Genomic DNA, 19,136 nt, shown 5'->3' with positions numbered 1-19,136 from the left:
TCGATGATGCGTGACACGATGCGGCGGCGACTGCTGACCTTGGGCGCGGGGATCGCTCTGTCGGTGTCGCTCATCCTGCCTGGTTGGGCGCAGGACCGCACCGTCAATTTCTACAACTGGTCGAACTACGTCGCGCCGGGCGTGCTCGAGGATTTCACCCGCGAGACCAGCATCAAGGTGGTGTACGACACCTTTGACGCCAACGAGACGCTGGAGACCAAGCTGCTCGCCGGCAAGTCCGGCTACGATCTCGTGGTGCCGACGGCGTATTTCCTGCAGCGTCAGATCGCCGCCGGCGTATTCCAGAAGCTCGACAAGTCGAAGCTCCCGAATCTGAAGAACGCCTGGGACTTCGTCACCGAGAAGCTGGCGCTGTACGACCCCGGCAACCAGTTCGCCGTGAACTACATGTGGGGCACCACCGGGATCGGCTACAACGTCGCCGCGGTGAGGCGGATTCTCGGCGAAGGCGCCGTGATCGACAGTTGGGAGATGATCTTCAAGCCGGAGAATCTGGCGAAGTTCAAGGAATGCGGCGTCCACATGCTGGATTCCGCCGACGACATCCTGCCGGCGGCGCTGACCTATCTCGGCCGCGATCCGAATTCGACCAACAAGGACGACCTGGAAAAGGCCGCCGAGGTGGTCGGCAAGGTGCAGCCGTCGGTGCGCAAATTCCACTCGTCCGAGTATCTGAACGCGCTGGCGACCGGCGAGATTTGCCTGGTGGTGGCGTGGTCGGGCGACATCAAGCAGGCGCAGTCGCGCGCCGCCGAAGCCCATAACGGCGTCGAGATCGGCTATGTGATCCCGAAGGAAGGGGCGCAGATGTTCTTCGACAATCTGGCGATCCCGGCCGACGCCAAGAACGTCGCCGAAGCGCACGAACTGATCAACTTCCTGTATCGGCCGGACATTGCCGCACGCAATTCCGACTTCCTGTCCTATGCCAACGGCAACAAAGCCAGCCGGGAGTTCATCAACCCGCGGGTGCTGAACGACAAGGCGGTCTATCCGGACGATGCGACGCTGGCGCGATTGTTCGTGATCACCGCGCGCGATCCGGCGACACAGCGCATCATCAACCGGTTGTGGACGCGGGTGAAGACGGGGCGCTGAGGCGGCCCCGCCGGATCAGAGGTTTGCGACCTTGCGTACCGGTTCGGCGTCGCCGGCCAGTTCGAAATCCCTGAGGTCGATCGTTCCGGGGAGTGCGTGGTCCGACCGTTTGTCGCCGACGCCGCGCATCGGGATCGGGCTGACCGGGGCGCGGTCGTGCCGCTCGATATCGCCGCGCAGCAGTCGCCACGCCCAACCGGCGGTTCGCCGATAGGTCTGGGCGAGGCCGATCATGCCGTAGATCTGCGCGCCGGCATCGACGATATGGGCGCGGAATTTCAGCCAGGCCCGCCGCCGCATCCGCTTGGCGGGCGAGAAATGCGCGACCTCGTGGGCGGGGCGGGTTTCGGCGCTGGAGAACACGTCGGCGGACTTCGAGACCACCAGCGCGCTGAGAAAGCGAACCGGGTTGAAGAAGTAGGTGTAGGCGATCAGCAGATTGAGCTGCTTCAGCCAGGGCCGCGGGTGCTTCGATGCGACCACGTAGTTGCCGTCCATGATGTGCGGCTCGACGGTGACGTCGCCGGCGCGGCTGAACGCCATGCCGGACTGGAACACGTTCTCGTACCACTTCGAACCGGGGGCGGGCGTCAGCATCATCACCTGGGTGGTGATCGAGCCGGATTGCCGCAGCAGTCTGATCTGATTGATCAGGCCGTAGTTGGATTTCCACGTCACCAGCGGCTGGCTGTCGTGGTGCATCATCATCGGCATCGGCAGGATGTTGTTCTCGCGCAGCAGCCGGAAGGCGAGTTGGGTCTTGTCCTTGTCCTGCGCCTTCTTCACCAGCGTGGCGGTCATGTCCTCGACGCCCAGCCACACCGCTGCGAAGCCTGCGTCACGGATCAGCGGCAGGTGATCACGCATCCCGACGGTGTCGTGCACGGTGACTTCGGTGCCGATCCGCACCTTGCAGAACGGCCGCTCCGACCGCTTGCGGGCGAGCGTGCCGGCGATGTCGAGCGTGCGCTTGGTGTCGTTGAAGAAATTATCGTCGGCACCGAAGAAGTGATAGATGCCGAAGGTGCTGGCGATCTGCCCGATCTCTTCGGCGATACGCTCGCCGCTCTTGGCGCGAAACTGGGATTGGTTGTAGGCCGGGATCGGGCAATAGGAGCAGCGGAACTTGCAGCCCGCGGTCATCACGATGCTGGAGATCGGACTGTAGCGCTTCACTCGATTGACCGGCAGCGCCTGGCTCGCGAGCGTGGCGCTGTTGCTCGGCGGCTCCAGCAGCTTGTAGCCGTGCACCGGGTCGGGCAGCTCGTCGAGGTCGCCGAGCAGCCGCTGCACGCCGGTGTCGATCAGCTCCTCGATCCGGTCGCCGCGCGGCGAGGGACGGCCGTAAACAAGGCCGGCGACCTCGTCGAGCGCGCCGCCGTCGCGGGCGCGCTGGAACACCGAGCGCATCGATTCACCGGTCGCCCGCATCGACAGCAGCACGTCCAGCACTTCGAGGAAGACATATTCCTCGCCGCTAACCGCGACGTCCGCGGACGCGCCCGGGCCGACGTTGAACACGTGCCATGGCTCGTAGCGGATGCGCGGGCCGCCGACCATGATCAGCGGGCGCTTGTCCGGATCGATCTGGCAGGCCTCCCGGATCAGGCGATCGCATTCGGCAGAGTGCAGATGCATGCTGGAAATCAGGAACAGATCCGGAATCCGGCCGTCGAGGCGCATCTGCAGCGGGCTGAAATTCCGGTTCCACTGCTGCAGCACGATCCGGGTCTTGTCGAAGCCGACGTCCGCGAGCGCCGATCCGATCGCCCGAACTCCGCCCGGAGCCATCCGGGTGTCCGCAAGCACGAAGGGCAGAACGCGGGTGCGATGATCGAAAGCGCTGACGATGACGGTCGTCAGGTCATGCTGCCCGGAAAGCCGGCGGAGCCGCGCACGGAGCGCGGCCATCTTGCCGGGAACCAGGAGCTCATCACCACGGGCACGCCTTGGAAGTTCCATATATTTCCTCGATCCAGGTGGACGGCCGCAAAGTGATTTGCGCACGCCACTGTGAAGTTAATACCTGGATGGGTCAAGCTGACGACCGGCCGCAGCCGTCGCGGGTTCCACGTGCTCCGGAGCGCTTCAGCGCGTGAGCAGATCAGATCAGCGAACTGAAATTTGGTTCGTCGTGTACCGAGACAAGCCCGCGTAGGGGCGGACAATGAGTGAACTAAGCGGATTTCGGACTGTCAGGAAGCGGCAAAGGTACTAAGCGCTGACTATGCGTGTCGTTACCGCCAGCGGCGGTGCAGCCACAGCCACTGGTCCGGCGTTTCGCGGATCCAGCTTTCGATCACCGAGGTGCACGCCTGCATCGTGCCTTGGATGTCGATCCGGCCGTCGGCATCGCGGATCGGTGGGATCTCTTCGGTGAGTTCGGCGCGGAACCGGCCGTCGGGCAGGCGGATGACGCGGGCGCCGTGCAGCGGGCACTCGATCTGTCGCAGCAGCTTCGCCAGCAGCGGGTTGGCCTTGGCGGTGCGGCCGAAGAAGGTGACATCGACGCCCTTGGTGAAGTGCTGGTCGATCAGCATGCCGACGTGCTTGCCGTCCTGCAGCGCCTGCGCCAGCTTGAACGGCGCGCTCGATCCGGCTGCGACGAGCTGGCCCATCTTGACCGAGCGGATTTCCTCGACGATGCGGTCGGCCGCTTCGATGTTGGGCCGGCGATACAGCACCGCGGTGTCGAGACCGTGCGCGACCGCGGCGACCGCGGGCAACTCCCAATTGCCGAGATGGCTGGCAAAAATCAGTGCCGGCTTGCCGTCGTCGCGCAGCTGCTCGAACAGCTCGAGCGAGCGTCCCGTAATCTCGATGCGGCTGCGCTCCGGATGGTCGACATCGTAGTCCCACACCGAATCGAGATGCGCGAATTCGGCAGCGGCGCGGCCGAGATTGTCCCAGACGCCGTTGAGGATGGCCTCGATCTCTTCCGGCGACTTCTCCGGAAACGCCGCAGTCAGATTATCGCGGCCGATCCGCTGCTCCGGGAAGCGCGGCCCGAACTTGCGGGCGATCGCACCGAACAGCCTGGCGCTCTTGTCGGGATCGAACTTCCGCGCCAGATGCAGCGCGCCGATCGCCACCGGGCCGACGATCTTGCCGACGACGCCCTTGGCCGCGCGCTGGGCGCGCAGCTTGGCGCGATACAGGGCGACTTTCATCAGAACCGGACGATGATCTTGCCGAACACCTGCCGGCTTTCCATCCGCTTGAGCGCCGCGCCGACGTCGTCGAGCGGCACCTCGGTGTCGATCACCGGCAGCATGCCGGCCGCCATCTTGTCGAGGCTTTCGGCGATGTTCTTCATCGTCGCGCCGAACGAGCCGAAGATCTTGTACTGCTGCTGGAACAGCTGCATCAGGTTGATGGTGGTGGTCGGGCCCGAGGTCGAGCCGCAGGTCACCAGCCGGCCGCCGCGCTTCAGGCTGAGCAGCGAGCCGTTGAAGGTGTCGGCGCCGACGTGCTCGAACACCACGTCGACCCCCTTCTTCTTGGTGATCTTGCGGCACTCGTGCTCGAAGCGATCCTTGCGATAGTTGATCACATGATCGGCGCCGAGCTTCTTCACGCCCTCGATCTTGGAATCGTCGCCGACGGTGGTGATCACCGTGCAGCCGATCGCCTTCGCCATCATGATCGCGACAGTGCCGATGCCGGAGCCGCCGGCGTGCACCAGCACGGTTTCGCCGGGCTGCAGCTTGGCATTGTCGAACAGCATGTGCTGCACCGTCGAGAACGCGATCGGCGCGCAGGCGGCATCGCGCAGGTCGACGGCGTCCGGCACCGGAATGACCAGCCGGTCGGCGATGTTCATCAGCTCGCGCGCGAAGCCGTCGACATGGAAGCCGATCAGGCCGCCGACGTTTTCACAAAGGTTGTCGCGGCCTTCCTGGCAGGCCTTGCAATGCCCGCAGGTCAGTGCGCCGTACATCACGACCTTCTGCCCCGGCTTGAACCGCGTCACGCCGTCGCCGACCGCCTCGATCGTGCCGGAGGCTTCGGCGCCGACCACGATCGGGAGCTTGCGCTTGACGAAGGCCATGCCGCGATAGCCCCACACGTCGATGTGGTTGAGCGCCACCGCGGCGATGCGGACCTGCACTTCGCCGGCCGCCGGGGGCGGGGGAGACGGCAGGTCGGCGACCACGAGATTGCGGTCGGCAACGAGGGTGAGCGCGCGCATGGGTATCGTCCGAACGGTTGGAGGCTTGCGCCCTGCGTATCGCCGCTGGCGACCGCGGCGTCAACCGCGGCGGCCGGAACTGCGAATCACAGGCGATCAGGCCGGTTCGCGGGTCAGGATCAGCGAGGCGTTCTGGCCGCCGAACCCGAACGAGTTCGACATCACGGTCGTGACGCGGGCGTCGCGGGCCTGATTGGGCACCACATCGAGCGGGATTGCCGGGTCCGGCACGTCGTAGTTGATGGTCGGCGGGATCCGCTGGTGCTCCAGCGTCAGCAACGAGAAGATCGCTTCGACCGCGCCTGCGGCGGACAGGGTGTGGCCGACCATCGATTTGTTCGACGACACTGGGAGCGAGGAGGCGCGTTCGCCGAACACGCTGGAGATGCCGAGATACTCCATCTTGTCGTTTTCGGGCGTGCCGGTGCCGTGGGCGTTGATGTAGTCGATCTGGTCGACGCTCATGCCGGCGTCGGCCAGCGTCTTGTTGATGCAGCCGATGATCGGCTTGCCGTCCGGGCTCGATCGGGTGCGGTGGAAGTTGTCGGCGAGTTCGCCGCAGCCGGCGATCACGCCGAGGATCGTGGCGCCGCGCGCCACCGCCGACTCGTAGCTCTCCAGCACCAGCGCCCCGGCGCCTTCGGCCATCACGAAGCCGTCGCGGTTCTTGGCGAACGGCTTGGAGGAGGCCTGCGGAGGATCGTTCTGCGTCGACAGCGCCGATAGCAGTGAGAACCGGATCAGCGCTTCGGCGTTGACCGAGCCGTCGGTCGCGACGCACAGCGCGGCATCCGCTTCCCCGCGCCGGATCGCTTCGACACCGAGCTGAATCGCACTCGCGCCCGAGGCGCAGGCGGTCGACAGCGAGATCGGCGAGCCCTTGGTGCCGAACGTGTCGGCGAGATGGTCGGCGACCGAGCCGAACAGGAAGCGCCGGTGATACTGCGTGAAGCCGCCGCCACCGCTGACGCGGAGCAGGGCGTCGTAATCGATCGCGGTGTTGGCGCCGGTGGCGCGCGCCAGTTCCTGGCGCGGCAGCCATTCCAGTTCGACCGGCGCGACGGCGAGAAACAGCGGGCCGGGGAAGTCGCCCTTGCGGCCGATGCCGGACTGCGCGATCGCCTCTTCGGTGGCGAGGTCGGCGAGCTTTTCGCCGAGCACGACCGAGGAGAACGGCTCGACCGGGACGAAGTCGACGGTGCCAGCCATCGTGCTCTTCAGCCCGTCGATCGGAAAGCGGGTGATCGTGCGGATGCCGGACTCGCCGGCGGTGAGCTTGGCCCAATTGTCGGTCTTGCCAGCGCCGAGCGAGGTCACCACGCCCATGCCGGTGACGACCACGATCGGCCTGCCGAATTTGTCCCGCGTCACGGTCATTGCGTCCCCCTTACCGAACGGCTTCGACCAGCGCCATGCCTTCGCCGCGCCAGTGGCCCGCCCCGATCACGACTATCTGGTCGGGGGTGGTACCCATTTCAACTTCGAGCCCGGTCGGGTCGTTCGGCGGATACAGCGCGCCGCGCGACAGCGCCAGCGCCGCAAGCGCCAGACCAAGCGGGAATTGCGCTTCCATCACATGGCCGAATGCCGTCGCGGTGCCGCGCACCGGCGCGCCGGCGTGATTGCGCAGGAACGCGGTTTCTTCGCCGGTCACCGGTTCGGCACCGGTCGCGCCGGTGATGATCGCGGCCGAGCCGTCGCGCGGGCCGAGCTGCGACCACAGCTTCTCCAGCGAGGCGGTGACGTCGCCGGCGTTGCGGCGGCGCGACTGGTCGGCGACGACGTTCTTCAGCCGCGCATACGGCTTGGCGCCGCGCGCCTGCGCATGCGCCTTCGACTCGATCACCAGGAACGCCGCGCCCGAGCCGAGCGCGAACCCGCCCTTGGGGCTGCGCGCGAATACCGGCGCGTAGTTGTCCTTCAGATTGAAGTCGCCGAACTCGTACAGCATCAGCAGATCTTTGCGCTCGCCGTTCTGCGCGGCGCCGATCAGCGCGATGTCGCTCTGTCCCGCCGCGATGCGCGCCAGCGCGATCCGCGCGGCGTCGACGCCGGCTTCCTCTTCGCCCATGAAAGTGCGGGACGAGCCGGTGACGCCGTGCACGATCGCGATGTTGCCGGCGAGCAGGTTGGAGAGCTGCGCCAGAAACAGGGTGGGGCGCAGGTCGTTCATCAGCCGCTCGTTGAGCGCGCCGGGCGGCACGGTGCCGTAGCCCTCGGAATTGAGCACCGCGGAATCGACCGCGAGATCACGCTCGCCACCGCCGGCGGCGACGATCATGTCCGTCCGCGACAGGATCTCGGTGTTGCCCTTCAGCCCGGCGGAGTCGAGCGCGAGGCCGGCGGCGTAGGTGCCGATCCGCTGCCAGGCTTCCATCTGGCGCTGATCGCCCTTCTTCGGGATCTGCTTGTCGAAGCTGAGTGGCGCCAGCGGGTGCACCACGTAGGGTGCGAAGGCCGAGGTATCGACGTTCACCCGGCGCTCGGTCAGCGCGTCCCAATGCGCGTCGAGTCCTTCGGCCAGCGATGTGGCGAGCCCGATGCCGGTGATCCAGGCTTCGATCGGTTCGGCGTGGGACGTGGTGGTGTCAGCCATGGATCATCTGCTCCGGAAATCCGATTTGCTTCGCCATCGCTTCCATATGCCCGCGCAGATCGGGATGCGGAAACGGGACGTGGCGGAACGTCAGCGTCGCATTGCACGCCAGCTTGCCGCCGCTCTTGATCTTCGCCTCGGTCACGGTGAAGCCGGAGCCCTCGTGCACCACCGAGACGTCGATCGACAACATCTCGCCCGGCGTCACGAAAGTGCGCATCTTGGCTTCCTTGACCGCGGCCAGGAACGGCATGCGCTGAAACTGCATCAGCGCGATCAAGAGCCAGCCAGAGCTTTGGGCCATGGTCTCGATCAAGAGCACGCCCGGCATCAAGGGATAGCCGGGGAAGTGGCCTTCGAAGATCGTGCTGGTCTCGGGCACCCGTGCTTCGACCGTGATGCTGCGATCGGCGAGGCGAAGCTCGGCGATTCGGTCGATCAGGTGGAAATATTCAAGGTTCATGGCGTGGGCGGCTTTCGAACCGCGCCACTACGCGCCCTTGGCGGCAACCAGCTCGTCGATGCGGGCGGCGAGATTCTTGAGGACGAAGTACTGCTCGGTGGTCGCCTTGCCGTCGTTGACCTCCTGGGTCCACTTCTCCAGCGGCAGCTTGATACCGAACGCCTTGTCGATCGCGAACGCGATGTCGAGGAAATCGAGGCTGTCGATCCCCAGGTCATCGATCGCATGGCTCTCCGGGGTGATCGTCTCACGCGGAATGTCGCAGGTTTCCGCGATGATGGTGGCCACCCGATCGAATGTGGAAGTCATTTTAAGCCTTTGATCTTATGTCGGAAATGGCCGATTTACGGCGGCTTCAGCCGTCATCATGGTGACAGTCGATTGCCCGTATAACGGAGCGCTGCTCCGAGTTCAATGGCAGGCAAAATCGCGCGCCGCGCGGGTTTTGGGCTACGGGCGAGGGAGCTTTCGGCGAATCGTCTAGCGCGGCGCGGCGATTGCCGCACAGTCATGCCGGCCCATCAACACGCAGTCCTGAGTCCGGCGCATATCGGCGATGCTGGTGGCGAGCCAGATCCCGACCACCGTCAGCGCTACGGTCAGCGCCAGCGCAGCGATATTGGTGAGCATGCGGTGGCGGAAATCGTCCGGGGCTTGGTCGCGGCCGGGCTCTTCGGGGTCGTTCTCGAGCTGAGGCATCTCTCGACGGAACGGCAAAATGGTTGCGGAGGGACGACCGGCGTCCTCTGCGGACGGCAAAGGTACCGCATCCCGCGGCCGGAAGGGCAGCACGCGGTGGTCGTCATCGGGGAGGGGGATGCGCTGATTTTTCATCGTTGCCGGTCTCAGCCGTCGCCCGGAACGGGTTCGACACAATCATCCTAATGAGGATACGACGTCCGGAAAACTCCGCAATAGACCGGATGGAGGAGTGGTCAGCCCGGCGCGACCGCTTTTCGGTCCTGCTGCGTCGCGTTGCGAGCCTCCGGGGCCGTGCCATACTCGGAAGGAACCCGGCAGTTCAGGAGGCCGAGCCATGACCAATCCGCGCGAACCGGTGCTGCACACGATCCCGATCCTGTCGCTGCGACCGACTCAGATGACGGTCGGGATGCGCGAGGTGAAGGAGAAGCGGCTGCGGTGGCGGCAGCACAAATCGAAGAAGCAGGCCGAACTGCTCTGCCAGCACATGATTCCGGTGGTGCTCGGGCCGGGCAAAAAGCACTACGTGATCGACCATCATCATTTGGCGCGGGCGCTGCACGACGAGGGCGTCAAGGATGTGTTGGTGACGGTGATCGCTGATCTCACCATGGTCGATCGCGACGCGTTCTGGGTGGTGCTCGACAGCCGGCGCTGGGTCTATCCATACGATGCCAAAGGCGAGCGTCATCACTACCGCGAGATCCCGAAGACCGTTGCGGGCCTGAAGGACGATCCATTCCGCAGCCTCGCCGGCGAACTCCGCCGTGTCGGCGGCTATGCCAAGGACACTACGCCATTCAGCGAGTTCCTGTGGGCCGATTTCCTGCGCCGGCGCTTGTCGCGCAAGAGCATCACGGACGATTTCGAGAACGCTGCCGAGAAAGCGCTGGCACTCGCCAAGAGCAAAGACGCGATCTATCTGCCCGGCTGGTGCGGACCGGCTGCGGACGACTGATCGGCGTCTCAGTCCTCGGGGGCCGCGCTGTCGCCGCGCTCGTCCTGCGCACCGCCGAGCAGGCGATGCAGCAGTCTTTCGAGCGGATGGCCGCCGATCAGCACGGTGAAGGTGATCGCCAGCGCGACGCCGACGATCAGCCATTGGCCGGCACCGCAGACGATACCGATTCCGGCGGCGAGCCAGGTGCATGCTGCCGTGGTGAGGCCGTGGATTTCAAGGCGATTGCCGGTGCGGACGATCACGCCGGCTCCGAGAAAGCCGATGCCGGTGAGAATGCCCTGGATCACACGGCTGGTCGGATCGGAGAGCCGATCGCTCGTTGCGGAATGATCCGCATGGGCGACCAGCAGCGCTGAGGTCAGCGCAACCAGCGCCAGCGTCCGCATCCCGATCGGCTTGTTCTTCAGGTCGCGGTTCAGCCCGATCAGTCCGCCCGCGACCGTCGCGACGCCGAGACGTAATAGAATCTCCCACCAGGGCAGCAACGTGCGATCCTCCCTCGTGCCGAACCTTACACCATTCTGGTTCGGCATTGGTCCATCGATCGTTTCCGCTCAACGGAATTCGGCTGGATGCCAATGACAGACCAACGTTGTGTTTCGAAATCCGTTCGGCAACAGGATCAGCGTCGCCTGCAGCCCGGATGGGCCGGGCTGATCTCCGGCGTAGGCCGATCACATCTGAGGCTTAGTTCGATGGCGCCGTCAGTGCGCATTCATCGACAGGGTGGAGCTTCGGCGTCCTAACGATCAGCGCAGCGGCTTTTTCAGCAGCGAGAAACGGTCCGGATCGAGCCCGAGCGAAGGCTGCAGCATCGGAGCGTCCAGCGTGCGCGCCAGCGGACGCTCGGTGATGCCCGGATCGTTCGGCACGTCGCGATGCGAGGTTGCGCCGCGCCAGCGCTCCAGCACCGCGCTGACGAAGTGCATATCGTTTCCGGCCGCCGCCGACGGAACGGTCGAAATCGTGGCCTCGCTGCGCGGCAATTGATACGCCGGGACCTCCTTGAAGCGCAGCCGGGTCGGCAGCGCGACGCCTTCGCCGAACGCCAGCACTTCGCGGGTGCCGAGCGACGGCACGAACGACAGCAGGTTGGCGGCCGCGTCCGACACCGCCGAACGCAGCAGCGATTGGTCGCGATCGTTCGCAAGGCGCATCGCGAACAGGGTGTTGCACTGAGACAGGATCGTCGCGTCGAGTTCGGCCGGGCGCTGGGTGACGAGGCCGAGATAGACGCCGTACTTGCGGCCTTCCTTGGCGATGCGCGACACCGCCTTGCGGGTCGGCCCGAAGCCGATGGCGCGGTCCGCGGCGGCGTAGCGGTGGGCCTCTTCGCAGACGAACAGCAGCGGCGAAACGCCGTCGCTCCACAGACCGAAATCGAACGCCATCCGGCACAGCACCGACACCACCGAGTCGACGACTTCGGCCGGGAAGCCGGCGAGCTGCATGATGGTCATCGGCTTGCCATTGGCGGGCAGGCGGAACAGATGGCTGATCACCTCGGCCATGGTGTCGCCGCCGACATTGGCGTTGTCGAACATGAAGGCGTAGCGCGGATCGTTGCGCACGGTTTCGATACGCGAGATCAGCTTGTGGTAGATGATGCGCGAGGAGCGGTTTTCCAGCTTGCCCATGCGCTCGTCGATCTGCGAGATCAGGTCGACCAAGCGGTACGGAACCGGCGTGTCCGCGGTGTAACCGATCGTCTTTGGATCGACGCGCTTGAGTCCGAGCCGGTCGGTGTTGGTGTATTGCACATACAGGCCTTTGGCGATCGGGATCACCTCGGCGAGGATGTCGAGCTCTTCGGGTACGCCGGGGCGGCCGGCGAACAGCACGTCGACGATCTCTTCGAAATTGAACAGCCAGAACGGCAGCTTCAGGTTGCGCGGATTGAGCACCTGCGCCTTGTCGCCGAAGCACCGGCCGTATTCGTTGTGCACGTCAAGCAGGAAGATCCGCAGCGCAGGGCGCGACTTCAGGATCTCGTTGAGGAGCAGCGACACGCCGCTCGATTTGCCGACGCCGGTGGAACCGAGCACGGCGAAGTGTTTCGAGAGCATCTCTTCGATGTCTACATAGGCGACGACCGAGGTGTCCTGCTGCAGCGTGCCGACATTGATCTGGTCGGAACCGGTCGGCTCATAGACGATGCGCAGATCTTCGCTGGAGATCAGTTCGACCGCATCGCCGATGGTCGGATAGTTGGTGACGCCGCGTTGGAATTTGGGGCGCAGGGGGCCGGGCAGGATCTCACCGAGCAGATCGACCGATGCGACCGCGATGTGCGCATCAGAGTCCCGAAGATTCTCGCTCGAGACTTCGGTGATGATCGCGATGATGGTGGAGCTCGCAGTTCGGACGCTGATGAAGCGCCCCACTGTGGCGCGTATGGCAGACGGCACCAGCCGACTCGACGGCAACAGCCCGACGCGCGCACCGGAGCCGCGCACCGAGATCACCTTGCCGAACGATCCTTGAGCAAAAGCTTCTGCCATGTCTCGCAAACTCACCGATGAGGGATTTTCGAGCGTGACTATGGGCAGCGTTGCTGGACAAACTGTTAAGTGAGTAACGCCCGCGCCTTTCGACGATTGGTCGAGTTCCATGCATGGCGCGGCCATTTTGACATGGTTTTGAGGTAATCGCTGGCGACAATGTACGTCATTTGAATGACCCCCGCGCGATCCGGATTAACCCGCTGTTGACGATGACGCGATGCTCCGCGGGTCAGATATGTTCATCCCGGTGACGACGTGATGCCGCATTGGAGAATCGGGGGATGGCGGAATCGTCATGATGCGCAGATACCCCGGCGCGTGCCGCCGCTTCGCGCGTGGCATGAGCGTGAGATCCGGGCCGGGTTGTGAGCAGCGTCGACGAATTCCTGAAGGTGATGCGCGATCACGACACCGCGACGACTGCGCTGATCGCCTGGTGCCGGTGCCATTATCCTGACGAAGCCGAGGCGATCGCGATCACGCTGTTCGGCGACGAGCCTGTTCCGGCAGATCGATATCATGGTCCGCTGCGACTGCGAGCCGGCGAGACACTGCGCCGCCGTTGCGTCTGGCTGCGGTGGGGCGATCGCGTATTGTCGGAAGCCGAGAACTGGTACGTTCCGGAACGGCTGCCGTCAGCGATGCGGGACGCGGTTTGCGATGGACACCGACCTTATGGTGCCGTCATCGCGGCGCTGCGCCCCAAGCGGATCACCACGATGGCGTTGTGCGCCGACAACGTTGAGCCTGACCAAACTGAGGCCGCAGAGCTTCTGGCCGAGCTTGCGCGAACGGATGGCTTTTCGCCGCCGAGCGCCTTCGTGCTGCACATCCATGCGGTGATGACGGCCTCGGGAGTCGAACTCGCGGAAATTCACGAGCACTATCGCCGCGAGCTGTTACCTTAGCTGGTGGAGGTCGGCAGGAACCTTAGTCGCCGACGAATTCGCTGCGCTTGTAGCCCTGCGCATACAGCAGAGCGGTGAGGTCGCCGTGATCGATGCGGCCGTGCGCGGCGGCGGCGACCGCAGGCTTGGCGTGATAGGCGATGCCGAGGCCGGCCGCCTGGATCATGCCGAGGTCGTTGGCGCCGTCGCCGACAACCAGCGTATCGATCGCATCGAGATCGTCGGCCTCGCGCAGCTCCAGCAGCGTCGCCAGCTTGGCTTCGCGGCCGAGGATCGGGTCGGCGACAGTGCCGGTCAGTTTGCCGTCCTGGCTCATCAGTTGGTTGGCGCGATGTTCGGCGAAGCCGAGCCGTTCGGCGACTACCTGGGTGAACTGGGTGAAGCCGCCGGACACCAGGCAGGTGTAGGCGCCATTAGCGCGCATCGTTTGCACCACGGCCCGGCCGCCCGGAGTCAGCGTGATCCTGGTGTCGAGCACCTGGCCGATCACCTCGAGCGGCAGGCCCTTGAGCAGTGCCACGCGCTCTCGCAGCGCCGGTTCGAATTCGATCTCGCCGCGCATCGCTCGCTCGGTGATCGCGGCGACATGGTCCTTCAGCCCGACGAACCCGGCCAGTTCGTCGATGCACTCCTGGCCGATCATGGTCGAGTCCATATCGGCGAGAAAAAGCTTCTTGCGCCGGGTCGCGGCAGGCTGCACCACGACATCGACCGGCAGATCGCCGAGGGCCGCGCGCAGCCTGTCGGCGAGTGCCACGGGATCTTCGCTGCTGGCGAAGAAGATGTCGGCAGCGACCTCGTCGTGCAGCCAGACCGCTTCGTTGGGCTGGGGCAGCACGGCTCGCGCCCCCTCGATCACGGTCGAATCCAGCGCGGGATTGTTCGGATTGCAGATGAGCGTGGCGACGAGCGACATGACAGCGGAAGGTCCGGAACGGCACGGCCGGCGGCCGGCGGCCGTGCTTATCGCAGGGCCGACCGCCAGCGGCAAGTCGGCCTTGGCGCTGAAGTTGGCGCAGGCCAGCTGCGGCATCGTCATCAACACCGATTCGATGCAGGTGTATCGCGACCTGCGCATCATCACCGCCCGGCCGACGCCCGACGAAGAGAGCCAGGCGCCGCACCTTCTTTATGGCACGGTCGATGCCGCGGTGAATTTCTCCGCCGGCGCCTATGTCGAGGCGGCGGCTGCGGCGCTGGCGGAGGCGAGGGCGGCCGGGCGGTTGCCGATCCTGATCGGCGGCACGGGGCTGTATTTCAAGGCACTGACCCGCGGTCTGTCCACGGTGCCGCCGGTGCCGGCCGAGGTGCGCGACGCGGTGCGGCTGCGGCTCGACCGGGACGGTGTGCAGGCGCTGCACGCCGAGCTGGCGCACCACGATTCGGAGGCCGCGGCGCGGCTGGCGCCGGCCGACCGGACGCGAATCGCGCGGGCTCTGGAGGTGGTGCTGGCGACCGGCCGGCCATTGACCGACTGGCACAAGCAGGCCTCGCCGCCGCTGCTGCCGCCGGACGATGTGGTGGCGATCTTCCTGGCGCCTGAGCGGGAGGCGCTGTACGCGCGGATCGACTCACGTTTCGCGGTGATGCTGAAGGCCGGCGCGCTCGATGAAGTCGCTGCATTGGCCGAGCGCCGGCTCGACCCGTTGCTGCCGGCGATGAAGGCTCACGGCGTGCCGGCGCTGATCCGGCACCTGCGCGGCGAGATCACCCTCGACGAAGCCGCCGCGATCGGCGCCGCCGACACCCGGCACTACGCCAAGCGGCAGTTCACCTGGTTTCGGCATCAGTTGCCGGAATTCCGGTGGGTGAGGCCGGGAGAAGCGGGGGCCTTGCTGAACACTGTCATTCCGGGGAGCGCGTAGCGCGAACCCGGAAGCTCGCAGCTGTGGAAACGCCGACGTGCCCCGAACCGCGGGATTCCGCGTTCGCGAGCTGCGCACGCGCGCCGGAATGACGCGCTTGGGGGCAAGGCGGCCGGCGTGGAGGTTCAGGCACCACCACCTTCGCGGAAGGCAGCAGCCGGAGCGAACCGGACCCGCGCATCTCACTTCGCAGCATGCCGCCTGCCTGTTATTACCGCTCGCGACCGCCCCGAAATCCGGCTAAGGTTTGATCTGCTCGGGTCTTTCCCCGCCTTGACATTCAGGGTTTCAGGGGTATGGTCCGCGCGCAACCTTTGGGAAGCCGAGCCGGCCACATGCGACACAAAATTACCGACCTGCTTCTCGTCATCGTACCCAGGCGCACCGCCGGGGGTGGATAGACTCCACCCCGCGAACGGACGGTGCGCTGAGGGCCTTCGACGGGCCCTTTTTTATTGCCTGAACCATCACCGAACCACGAACGACAGCGCCCAAGGCGCATCCGGAGCCAACCATGAGCGACAGCAACAGCCACGATCCGAACCAGATGACCGGTGCGGCGATGATCGTCCGCGCGATGAAGGATCACGGTGTCGAGCACATCTTCGGCTATCCGGGCGGTGCGGTACTTCCGATCTACGATGAGATCTTCCAGCAGTCCGACGTCCAGCACATCCTGGTCCGGCACGAGCAGGGCGCCGGCCATGCGGCCGAGGGCTATGCGCGCTCGACCGGCAAGCCGGGCGTGGTGTTGGTGACCTCCGGCCCCGGCGCCACCAACATGGTGACGCCGCTCGCCGACGCGCTGATGGATTCGATCCCGCTGGTCTGCATCACCGGTCAGGTGCCGACTCATCTGATCGGCAATGACGCTTTCCAGGAATGCGATACCGTCGGCATCACCCGGCCGTGCACCAAGCACAACTGGTTGGTGCGCCGCATCGAGGATCTGCCGAAGGTGCTGCACGAGGCGTTCTACGTCGCGACCTCTGGCCGTCCGGGCCCGGTTGTGGTCGACGTGCCGAAGGACGTGCAGTTCGCCACCGGCACCTATCATCCGCCGCGCAAGGCCGATGTCCACGTCTCCTACGTGCCGAACAGGAAGGGCGACCCTGCTCAGATCCGCAAGGCGGTCGCGCTGCTGGCGAACGCCAAGCGGCCGGTGATCTATTCCGGCGGCGGCGTGGTCAATTCCGGCCCCGAAGCGTCACGGCTGTTGCGCGAACTGGTCGAGATCACCGACTTCCCGATCACCTCGACGCTGATGGGCCTCGGTGCCTATCCGGCCTCGGGCAAGAACTGGCTCGGCATGCTCGGCATGCACGGCACCTACGAAGCCAACATGACGATGCATGGTTGCGACGTCATGCTGTGCATCGGCGCGCGGTTCGACGACCGCATCACCGGCCGCACCGACGCGTTCGCGCCGAACGCCAAGAAGATCCACATCGACATCGATCCGTCGTCGATCAACAAGAACATCCGGGTCGATGTGCCGATCATCGGCGACGTCGCCACGGTGCTCGAGGATCTGCTCGGCGTGTTCAAGGCCGAGGCCAAGAAGCCCGACATCAAGCAGTGGTGGCAGCAGGTCGCGACCTGGCGCGCGCGCAATTCGCTTGCGTACAAGAAGAACAACGACGTCATCATGCCGCAATACGCGATCCAGCGGCTGTACGAGTCGACCCGCGGCCGTGACACCTACATCACGACCGAAGTCGGCCAGCATCAGATGTGGGCAGCGCAGTTCTACGGCTTCGAACAGCCGAAGCGCTGGATGACCTCGGGCGGCCTCGGCACCATGGGCTACGGCCTGCCGGCGGCGCTGGGCGTGCAGGTGGCGCATCCGGGCAGCCTCGTCGTCGATATCGCCGGCGACGCCTCGGTGCAGATGACGATCCAGGAGATGGCGACGGCGGTGCAGTACGAACTGCCGATCAAGATCTTCATCTTGAACAACCAGTACATGGGCATGGTGCGCCAGTGGCAGCAACTGCTGCACGGCAACCGGCTGTCGCACTCCTACACCGAGGCGATGCCGGACTTCGTCAAGCTCGCCGAGGCCTATGGCGCGGTCGGCATGCAGGTGATCAAACCGTCCGATCTCGACGGCGCGATCCAGGACATGATCAAGGTGAACAAGCCGGTGTTGTTCGACTGCCGCGTCGCCGCGCTGGAGAACTGCTTCCCGATGATCCCGTCGGGCAAGGCGCACAACGAAATGCTGCTGCCGGCCGAAGCCACCGACGAAGCCACCGCAGCCGCCTTCGCCGGCGGCAAGGCACTGGTGTGAAGATAACGGCCTGAGGTGATTGTTACGCAACGGCGGTGCCACTTGCTCCGCCGTCATCGCCCGGCTTGACCGGGCGACCCAGTATCGCAGAGCGCGTATTGTTCAGGCAAAGCTCTAGAATGCTGGATCCCCGCTTTCGCGGGGATGACGGCAGAGGGTGGGGCGGCGCCGCGTGCAACCGAAATTGTCCGATGCGATCGGACCCGAGTTTGACAGGGAATTGAGATGACCCAGCCCGCATCCGCTTACTTCATGGAAGAGCGCCACGATCCGAACGAGACTCACACGCTATCGGTGATCGTGCAGAACGAGCCCGGCGTTTTGGCCCGGGTCATCGGGCTGTTTTCGGGGCGCGGCTACAACATCGAAAGTCTCACGGTGTCGGAGACCGAGGCGCAGAAGCACCTGTCCCGCATCACCATCGTCACCACCGGCACCCCGATGGTGATCCAGCAGATCAAGAACCAGCTCGATCGCATGGTCCCGGTGTATCGCGTCGTCGACATGACGCTGAGCGGCCGCTCGATCGAGCGCGAGCTTGCGATGGTCAAGCTGCGCGGCACCGGCGACCACCGCGTCGAATCGCTGCGGCTCGCCGAAGCGTTCCGCGCCCGCGTGATTGACGCCTCGACCGAGAGCTTCGTGTTCGAGATCACCGGCAACTCGTCGAAGATCAATCAGTTCATCGAGCTGATGCGCCCGCTCGGGTTGGTCGAAGTGGTGCGCACCGGCGTCTGCGCGATCGGCCGCGGCGCCGAAGGGATGTAGGGGCTCTGGCGGTTTCGTCGGCTCGGATATACATTGGATATCCGAGCCGAAGGAGGCCGCCGTGAAGGTCAAGGTCGCGAAGTGGGGCAACAGTCTGGGAATCCGGTTGCCGAGCGCCGCCGCGCAGAGCGTGGGCGCTACGGCCGGCAGCGAACTCGTTCTCACGGTTGAGAACGGTGAGCTGCGGTTGAAGCCGAGCCGGAAAACTTCGGCCGAACTGCTTGCCGAGATGCTGGACGAGATCAAGCGGCTGGGGCCCAAGAACGAGCCCGAGACCGTGGATTGGGGACCAGATCGCGGCGCGGAGATCATCGACGATGATTATTCTCGCGGACTGATCGTGCCGGGCCCGGATGGCGCGCCTGTTCGGGTAGAACAGCCTCTTGATGCGAAACAGTCCAGCCGCAATGCCCGCCGTCGACGTCGGTGATATCGTCTGGGTCGAACTAGACGATATCCGGGGAACGGAGCAGTCCGGCCGCAGACCCGCACTCGTGCTGACATCGCAAGCGTTTCACGAGATGTCGCGTCGCGCCATCATTTGTCCGATCTCGTCCAAGATGCGGAGCTGGCCGACTGTCGTGGCTCTACCGCCCGGGTTGAAGACTCGAGGCGTTGTTCTGATCGATCAAGTACGATCGATTGATCGGGCGGCGCGCATGTTCCACACGATCGAGCGAGTCCCGCAAGACGTCGTTCAAGACGTCCGTGCCCGGCTCGGTGCCCTGCTCGGCACCGAGATCGGTTGACTGCCACACGCGTGAC

General features: G+C 65.2%; 19 protein-coding genes. 8 read left to right on the top strand and 11 right to left on the bottom strand.

The window, feature by feature from the left end; all coding sequences use genetic code 11:
• Positions 1-3 precede the first annotated feature (3 nt).
• Entirely contained in the window at positions 4-1,119 is a 1,116-nt protein-coding gene (locus DNX69_RS06915; RefSeq protein ID WP_110785285.1) for a polyamine ABC transporter substrate-binding protein, read from the top strand.
• 15 nt (positions 1,120-1,134) lie between these two features.
• Here the strand turns inward: DNX69_RS06915 and DNX69_RS06910 are convergent, their stop codons facing one another.
• From DNX69_RS06910 to DNX69_RS06875, 8 genes are all read right to left on the bottom strand, one after another.
• Positions 1,135-3,030 carry a B12-binding domain-containing radical SAM protein gene (locus DNX69_RS06910; protein ID WP_234826885.1) on the bottom strand — a complete coding sequence of 632 codons (1,896 nt, stop codon included), beginning with the start codon at positions 3,028-3,030 and terminating at the stop codon, positions 1,135-1,137.
• A gap of 326 nt (positions 3,031-3,356) precedes the next feature.
• Positions 3,357-4,289 (bottom strand): lipid A biosynthesis lauroyl acyltransferase, encoded by a 933-nt coding sequence (locus DNX69_RS06905; RefSeq protein WP_110785283.1) that lies wholly within the window; start codon positions 4,287-4,289, stop codon positions 3,357-3,359.
• Positions 4,289-5,311, bottom strand: a complete 1,023-nt coding sequence (locus tag DNX69_RS06900) for a zinc-binding dehydrogenase (protein WP_110785282.1) — start codon at positions 5,309-5,311, stop codon at positions 4,289-4,291. The genes DNX69_RS06905 and DNX69_RS06900 overlap by 1 nt, the downstream gene beginning before the upstream one ends.
• Positions 5,312-5,407: 96 nt before the next feature.
• Positions 5,408-6,688: a beta-ketoacyl-ACP synthase gene (locus DNX69_RS06895; protein ID WP_110785281.1), complete on the bottom strand. Its 1,281-nt coding sequence runs from the start codon at positions 6,686-6,688 to the stop codon at positions 5,408-5,410.
• Between the two features lie 10 nt (positions 6,689-6,698).
• On the bottom strand, positions 6,699-7,907 hold the full coding sequence (locus tag DNX69_RS06890; RefSeq protein WP_110785280.1) for a beta-ketoacyl-ACP synthase: 1,209 nt from the start codon (positions 7,905-7,907) through the stop codon (positions 6,699-6,701).
• Positions 7,900-8,370: a 3-hydroxyacyl-ACP dehydratase FabZ family protein gene (locus DNX69_RS06885; RefSeq protein ID WP_110785279.1), complete on the bottom strand. Its 471-nt coding sequence runs from the start codon at positions 8,368-8,370 to the stop codon at positions 7,900-7,902. Before DNX69_RS06885 ends, DNX69_RS06890 begins: the two co-directional genes overlap by 8 nt.
• Positions 8,371-8,397: 27 nt before the next feature.
• Complete coding sequence (locus DNX69_RS06880; RefSeq protein ID WP_011157577.1) at positions 8,398-8,679, bottom strand: acyl carrier protein; 282 nt, start codon at positions 8,677-8,679, stop codon at positions 8,398-8,400.
• A 171-nt stretch (positions 8,680-8,850) separates the two neighbouring features.
• A complete protein-coding gene (locus tag DNX69_RS06875) occupies positions 8,851-9,204 on the bottom strand; it encodes a hypothetical protein (RefSeq protein ID WP_110785278.1) in 354 nt (117 codons plus the stop codon).
• Between the two features lie 202 nt (positions 9,205-9,406).
• On the opposite strand from DNX69_RS06875, the gene DNX69_RS06870 reads away from it, so the two are divergent.
• Positions 9,407-10,030: a ParB-like protein gene (locus tag DNX69_RS06870; protein WP_110785277.1), complete on the top strand. Its 624-nt coding sequence runs from the start codon at positions 9,407-9,409 to the stop codon at positions 10,028-10,030.
• 8 nt (positions 10,031-10,038) lie between these two features.
• Here the strand turns inward: DNX69_RS06870 and DNX69_RS06865 are convergent, their stop codons facing one another.
• Positions 10,039-10,518 carry an MgtC/SapB family protein gene (locus tag DNX69_RS06865; RefSeq protein WP_110785276.1) on the bottom strand — a complete coding sequence of 160 codons (480 nt, stop codon included), beginning with the start codon at positions 10,516-10,518 and terminating at the stop codon, positions 10,039-10,041.
• A gap of 264 nt (positions 10,519-10,782) precedes the next feature.
• On the bottom strand, positions 10,783-12,534 hold the full coding sequence (locus tag DNX69_RS06860; protein WP_110785275.1) for an ATP-binding protein: 1,752 nt from the start codon (positions 12,532-12,534) through the stop codon (positions 10,783-10,785).
• Positions 12,535-12,902: 368 nt separating this feature from the next.
• On the opposite strand from DNX69_RS06860, the gene DNX69_RS06855 reads away from it, so the two are divergent.
• The gene (locus DNX69_RS06855) at positions 12,903-13,445 is read left to right on the top strand and encodes a hypothetical protein (RefSeq protein ID WP_110785274.1); all 543 of its coding nucleotides are present in this window, start codon (positions 12,903-12,905) and stop codon (positions 13,443-13,445) included.
• Between the two features lie 22 nt (positions 13,446-13,467).
• On the opposite strand, the gene serB is transcribed toward DNX69_RS06855, so the two are convergent.
• Entirely contained in the window at positions 13,468-14,361 is an 894-nt protein-coding gene (gene serB / locus DNX69_RS06850; RefSeq protein ID WP_110785273.1) for a phosphoserine phosphatase SerB, read from the bottom strand.
• Between serB and miaA the strand changes: the two genes are divergently transcribed.
• From miaA to DNX69_RS06825, 5 genes are all read left to right on the top strand, one after another.
• The gene (gene miaA / locus DNX69_RS06845) at positions 14,360-15,310 is read left to right on the top strand and encodes a tRNA (adenosine(37)-N6)-dimethylallyltransferase MiaA (protein ID WP_110785272.1); all 951 of its coding nucleotides are present in this window, start codon (positions 14,360-14,362) and stop codon (positions 15,308-15,310) included. The two genes, serB and miaA, sit on opposite strands and share 2 nt — an antisense overlap.
• 514 nt (positions 15,311-15,824) lie before the next feature.
• Positions 15,825-17,603 (top strand): acetolactate synthase 3 large subunit, encoded by a 1,779-nt coding sequence (locus DNX69_RS06840; protein ID WP_110785271.1) that lies wholly within the window; start codon positions 15,825-15,827, stop codon positions 17,601-17,603.
• A gap of 225 nt (positions 17,604-17,828) precedes the next feature.
• Positions 17,829-18,371 (top strand): acetolactate synthase small subunit, encoded by a 543-nt coding sequence (ilvN, locus tag DNX69_RS06835; RefSeq protein WP_110785270.1) that lies wholly within the window; start codon positions 17,829-17,831, stop codon positions 18,369-18,371.
• A gap of 61 nt (positions 18,372-18,432) precedes the next feature.
• Complete coding sequence (locus tag DNX69_RS06830) at positions 18,433-18,801, top strand: AbrB/MazE/SpoVT family DNA-binding domain-containing protein (protein WP_110785269.1); 369 nt, start codon at positions 18,433-18,435, stop codon at positions 18,799-18,801.
• Positions 18,758-19,120 carry a type II toxin-antitoxin system PemK/MazF family toxin gene (locus tag DNX69_RS06825; RefSeq protein WP_349626959.1) on the top strand — a complete coding sequence of 121 codons (363 nt, stop codon included), beginning with the start codon at positions 18,758-18,760 and terminating at the stop codon, positions 19,118-19,120. Before DNX69_RS06830 ends, DNX69_RS06825 begins: the two co-directional genes overlap by 44 nt.
• Positions 19,121-19,136: the final 16 nt, after the last annotated feature.

This window comes from Rhodopseudomonas palustris, assembly GCF_003226555.1.
Taxonomy (GTDB): Bacteria; Pseudomonadota; Alphaproteobacteria; order Rhizobiales; family Xanthobacteraceae; genus Rhodopseudomonas; species Rhodopseudomonas palustris_I.
This window is presented reverse-complemented; position numbering and strand designations above follow the sequence as displayed.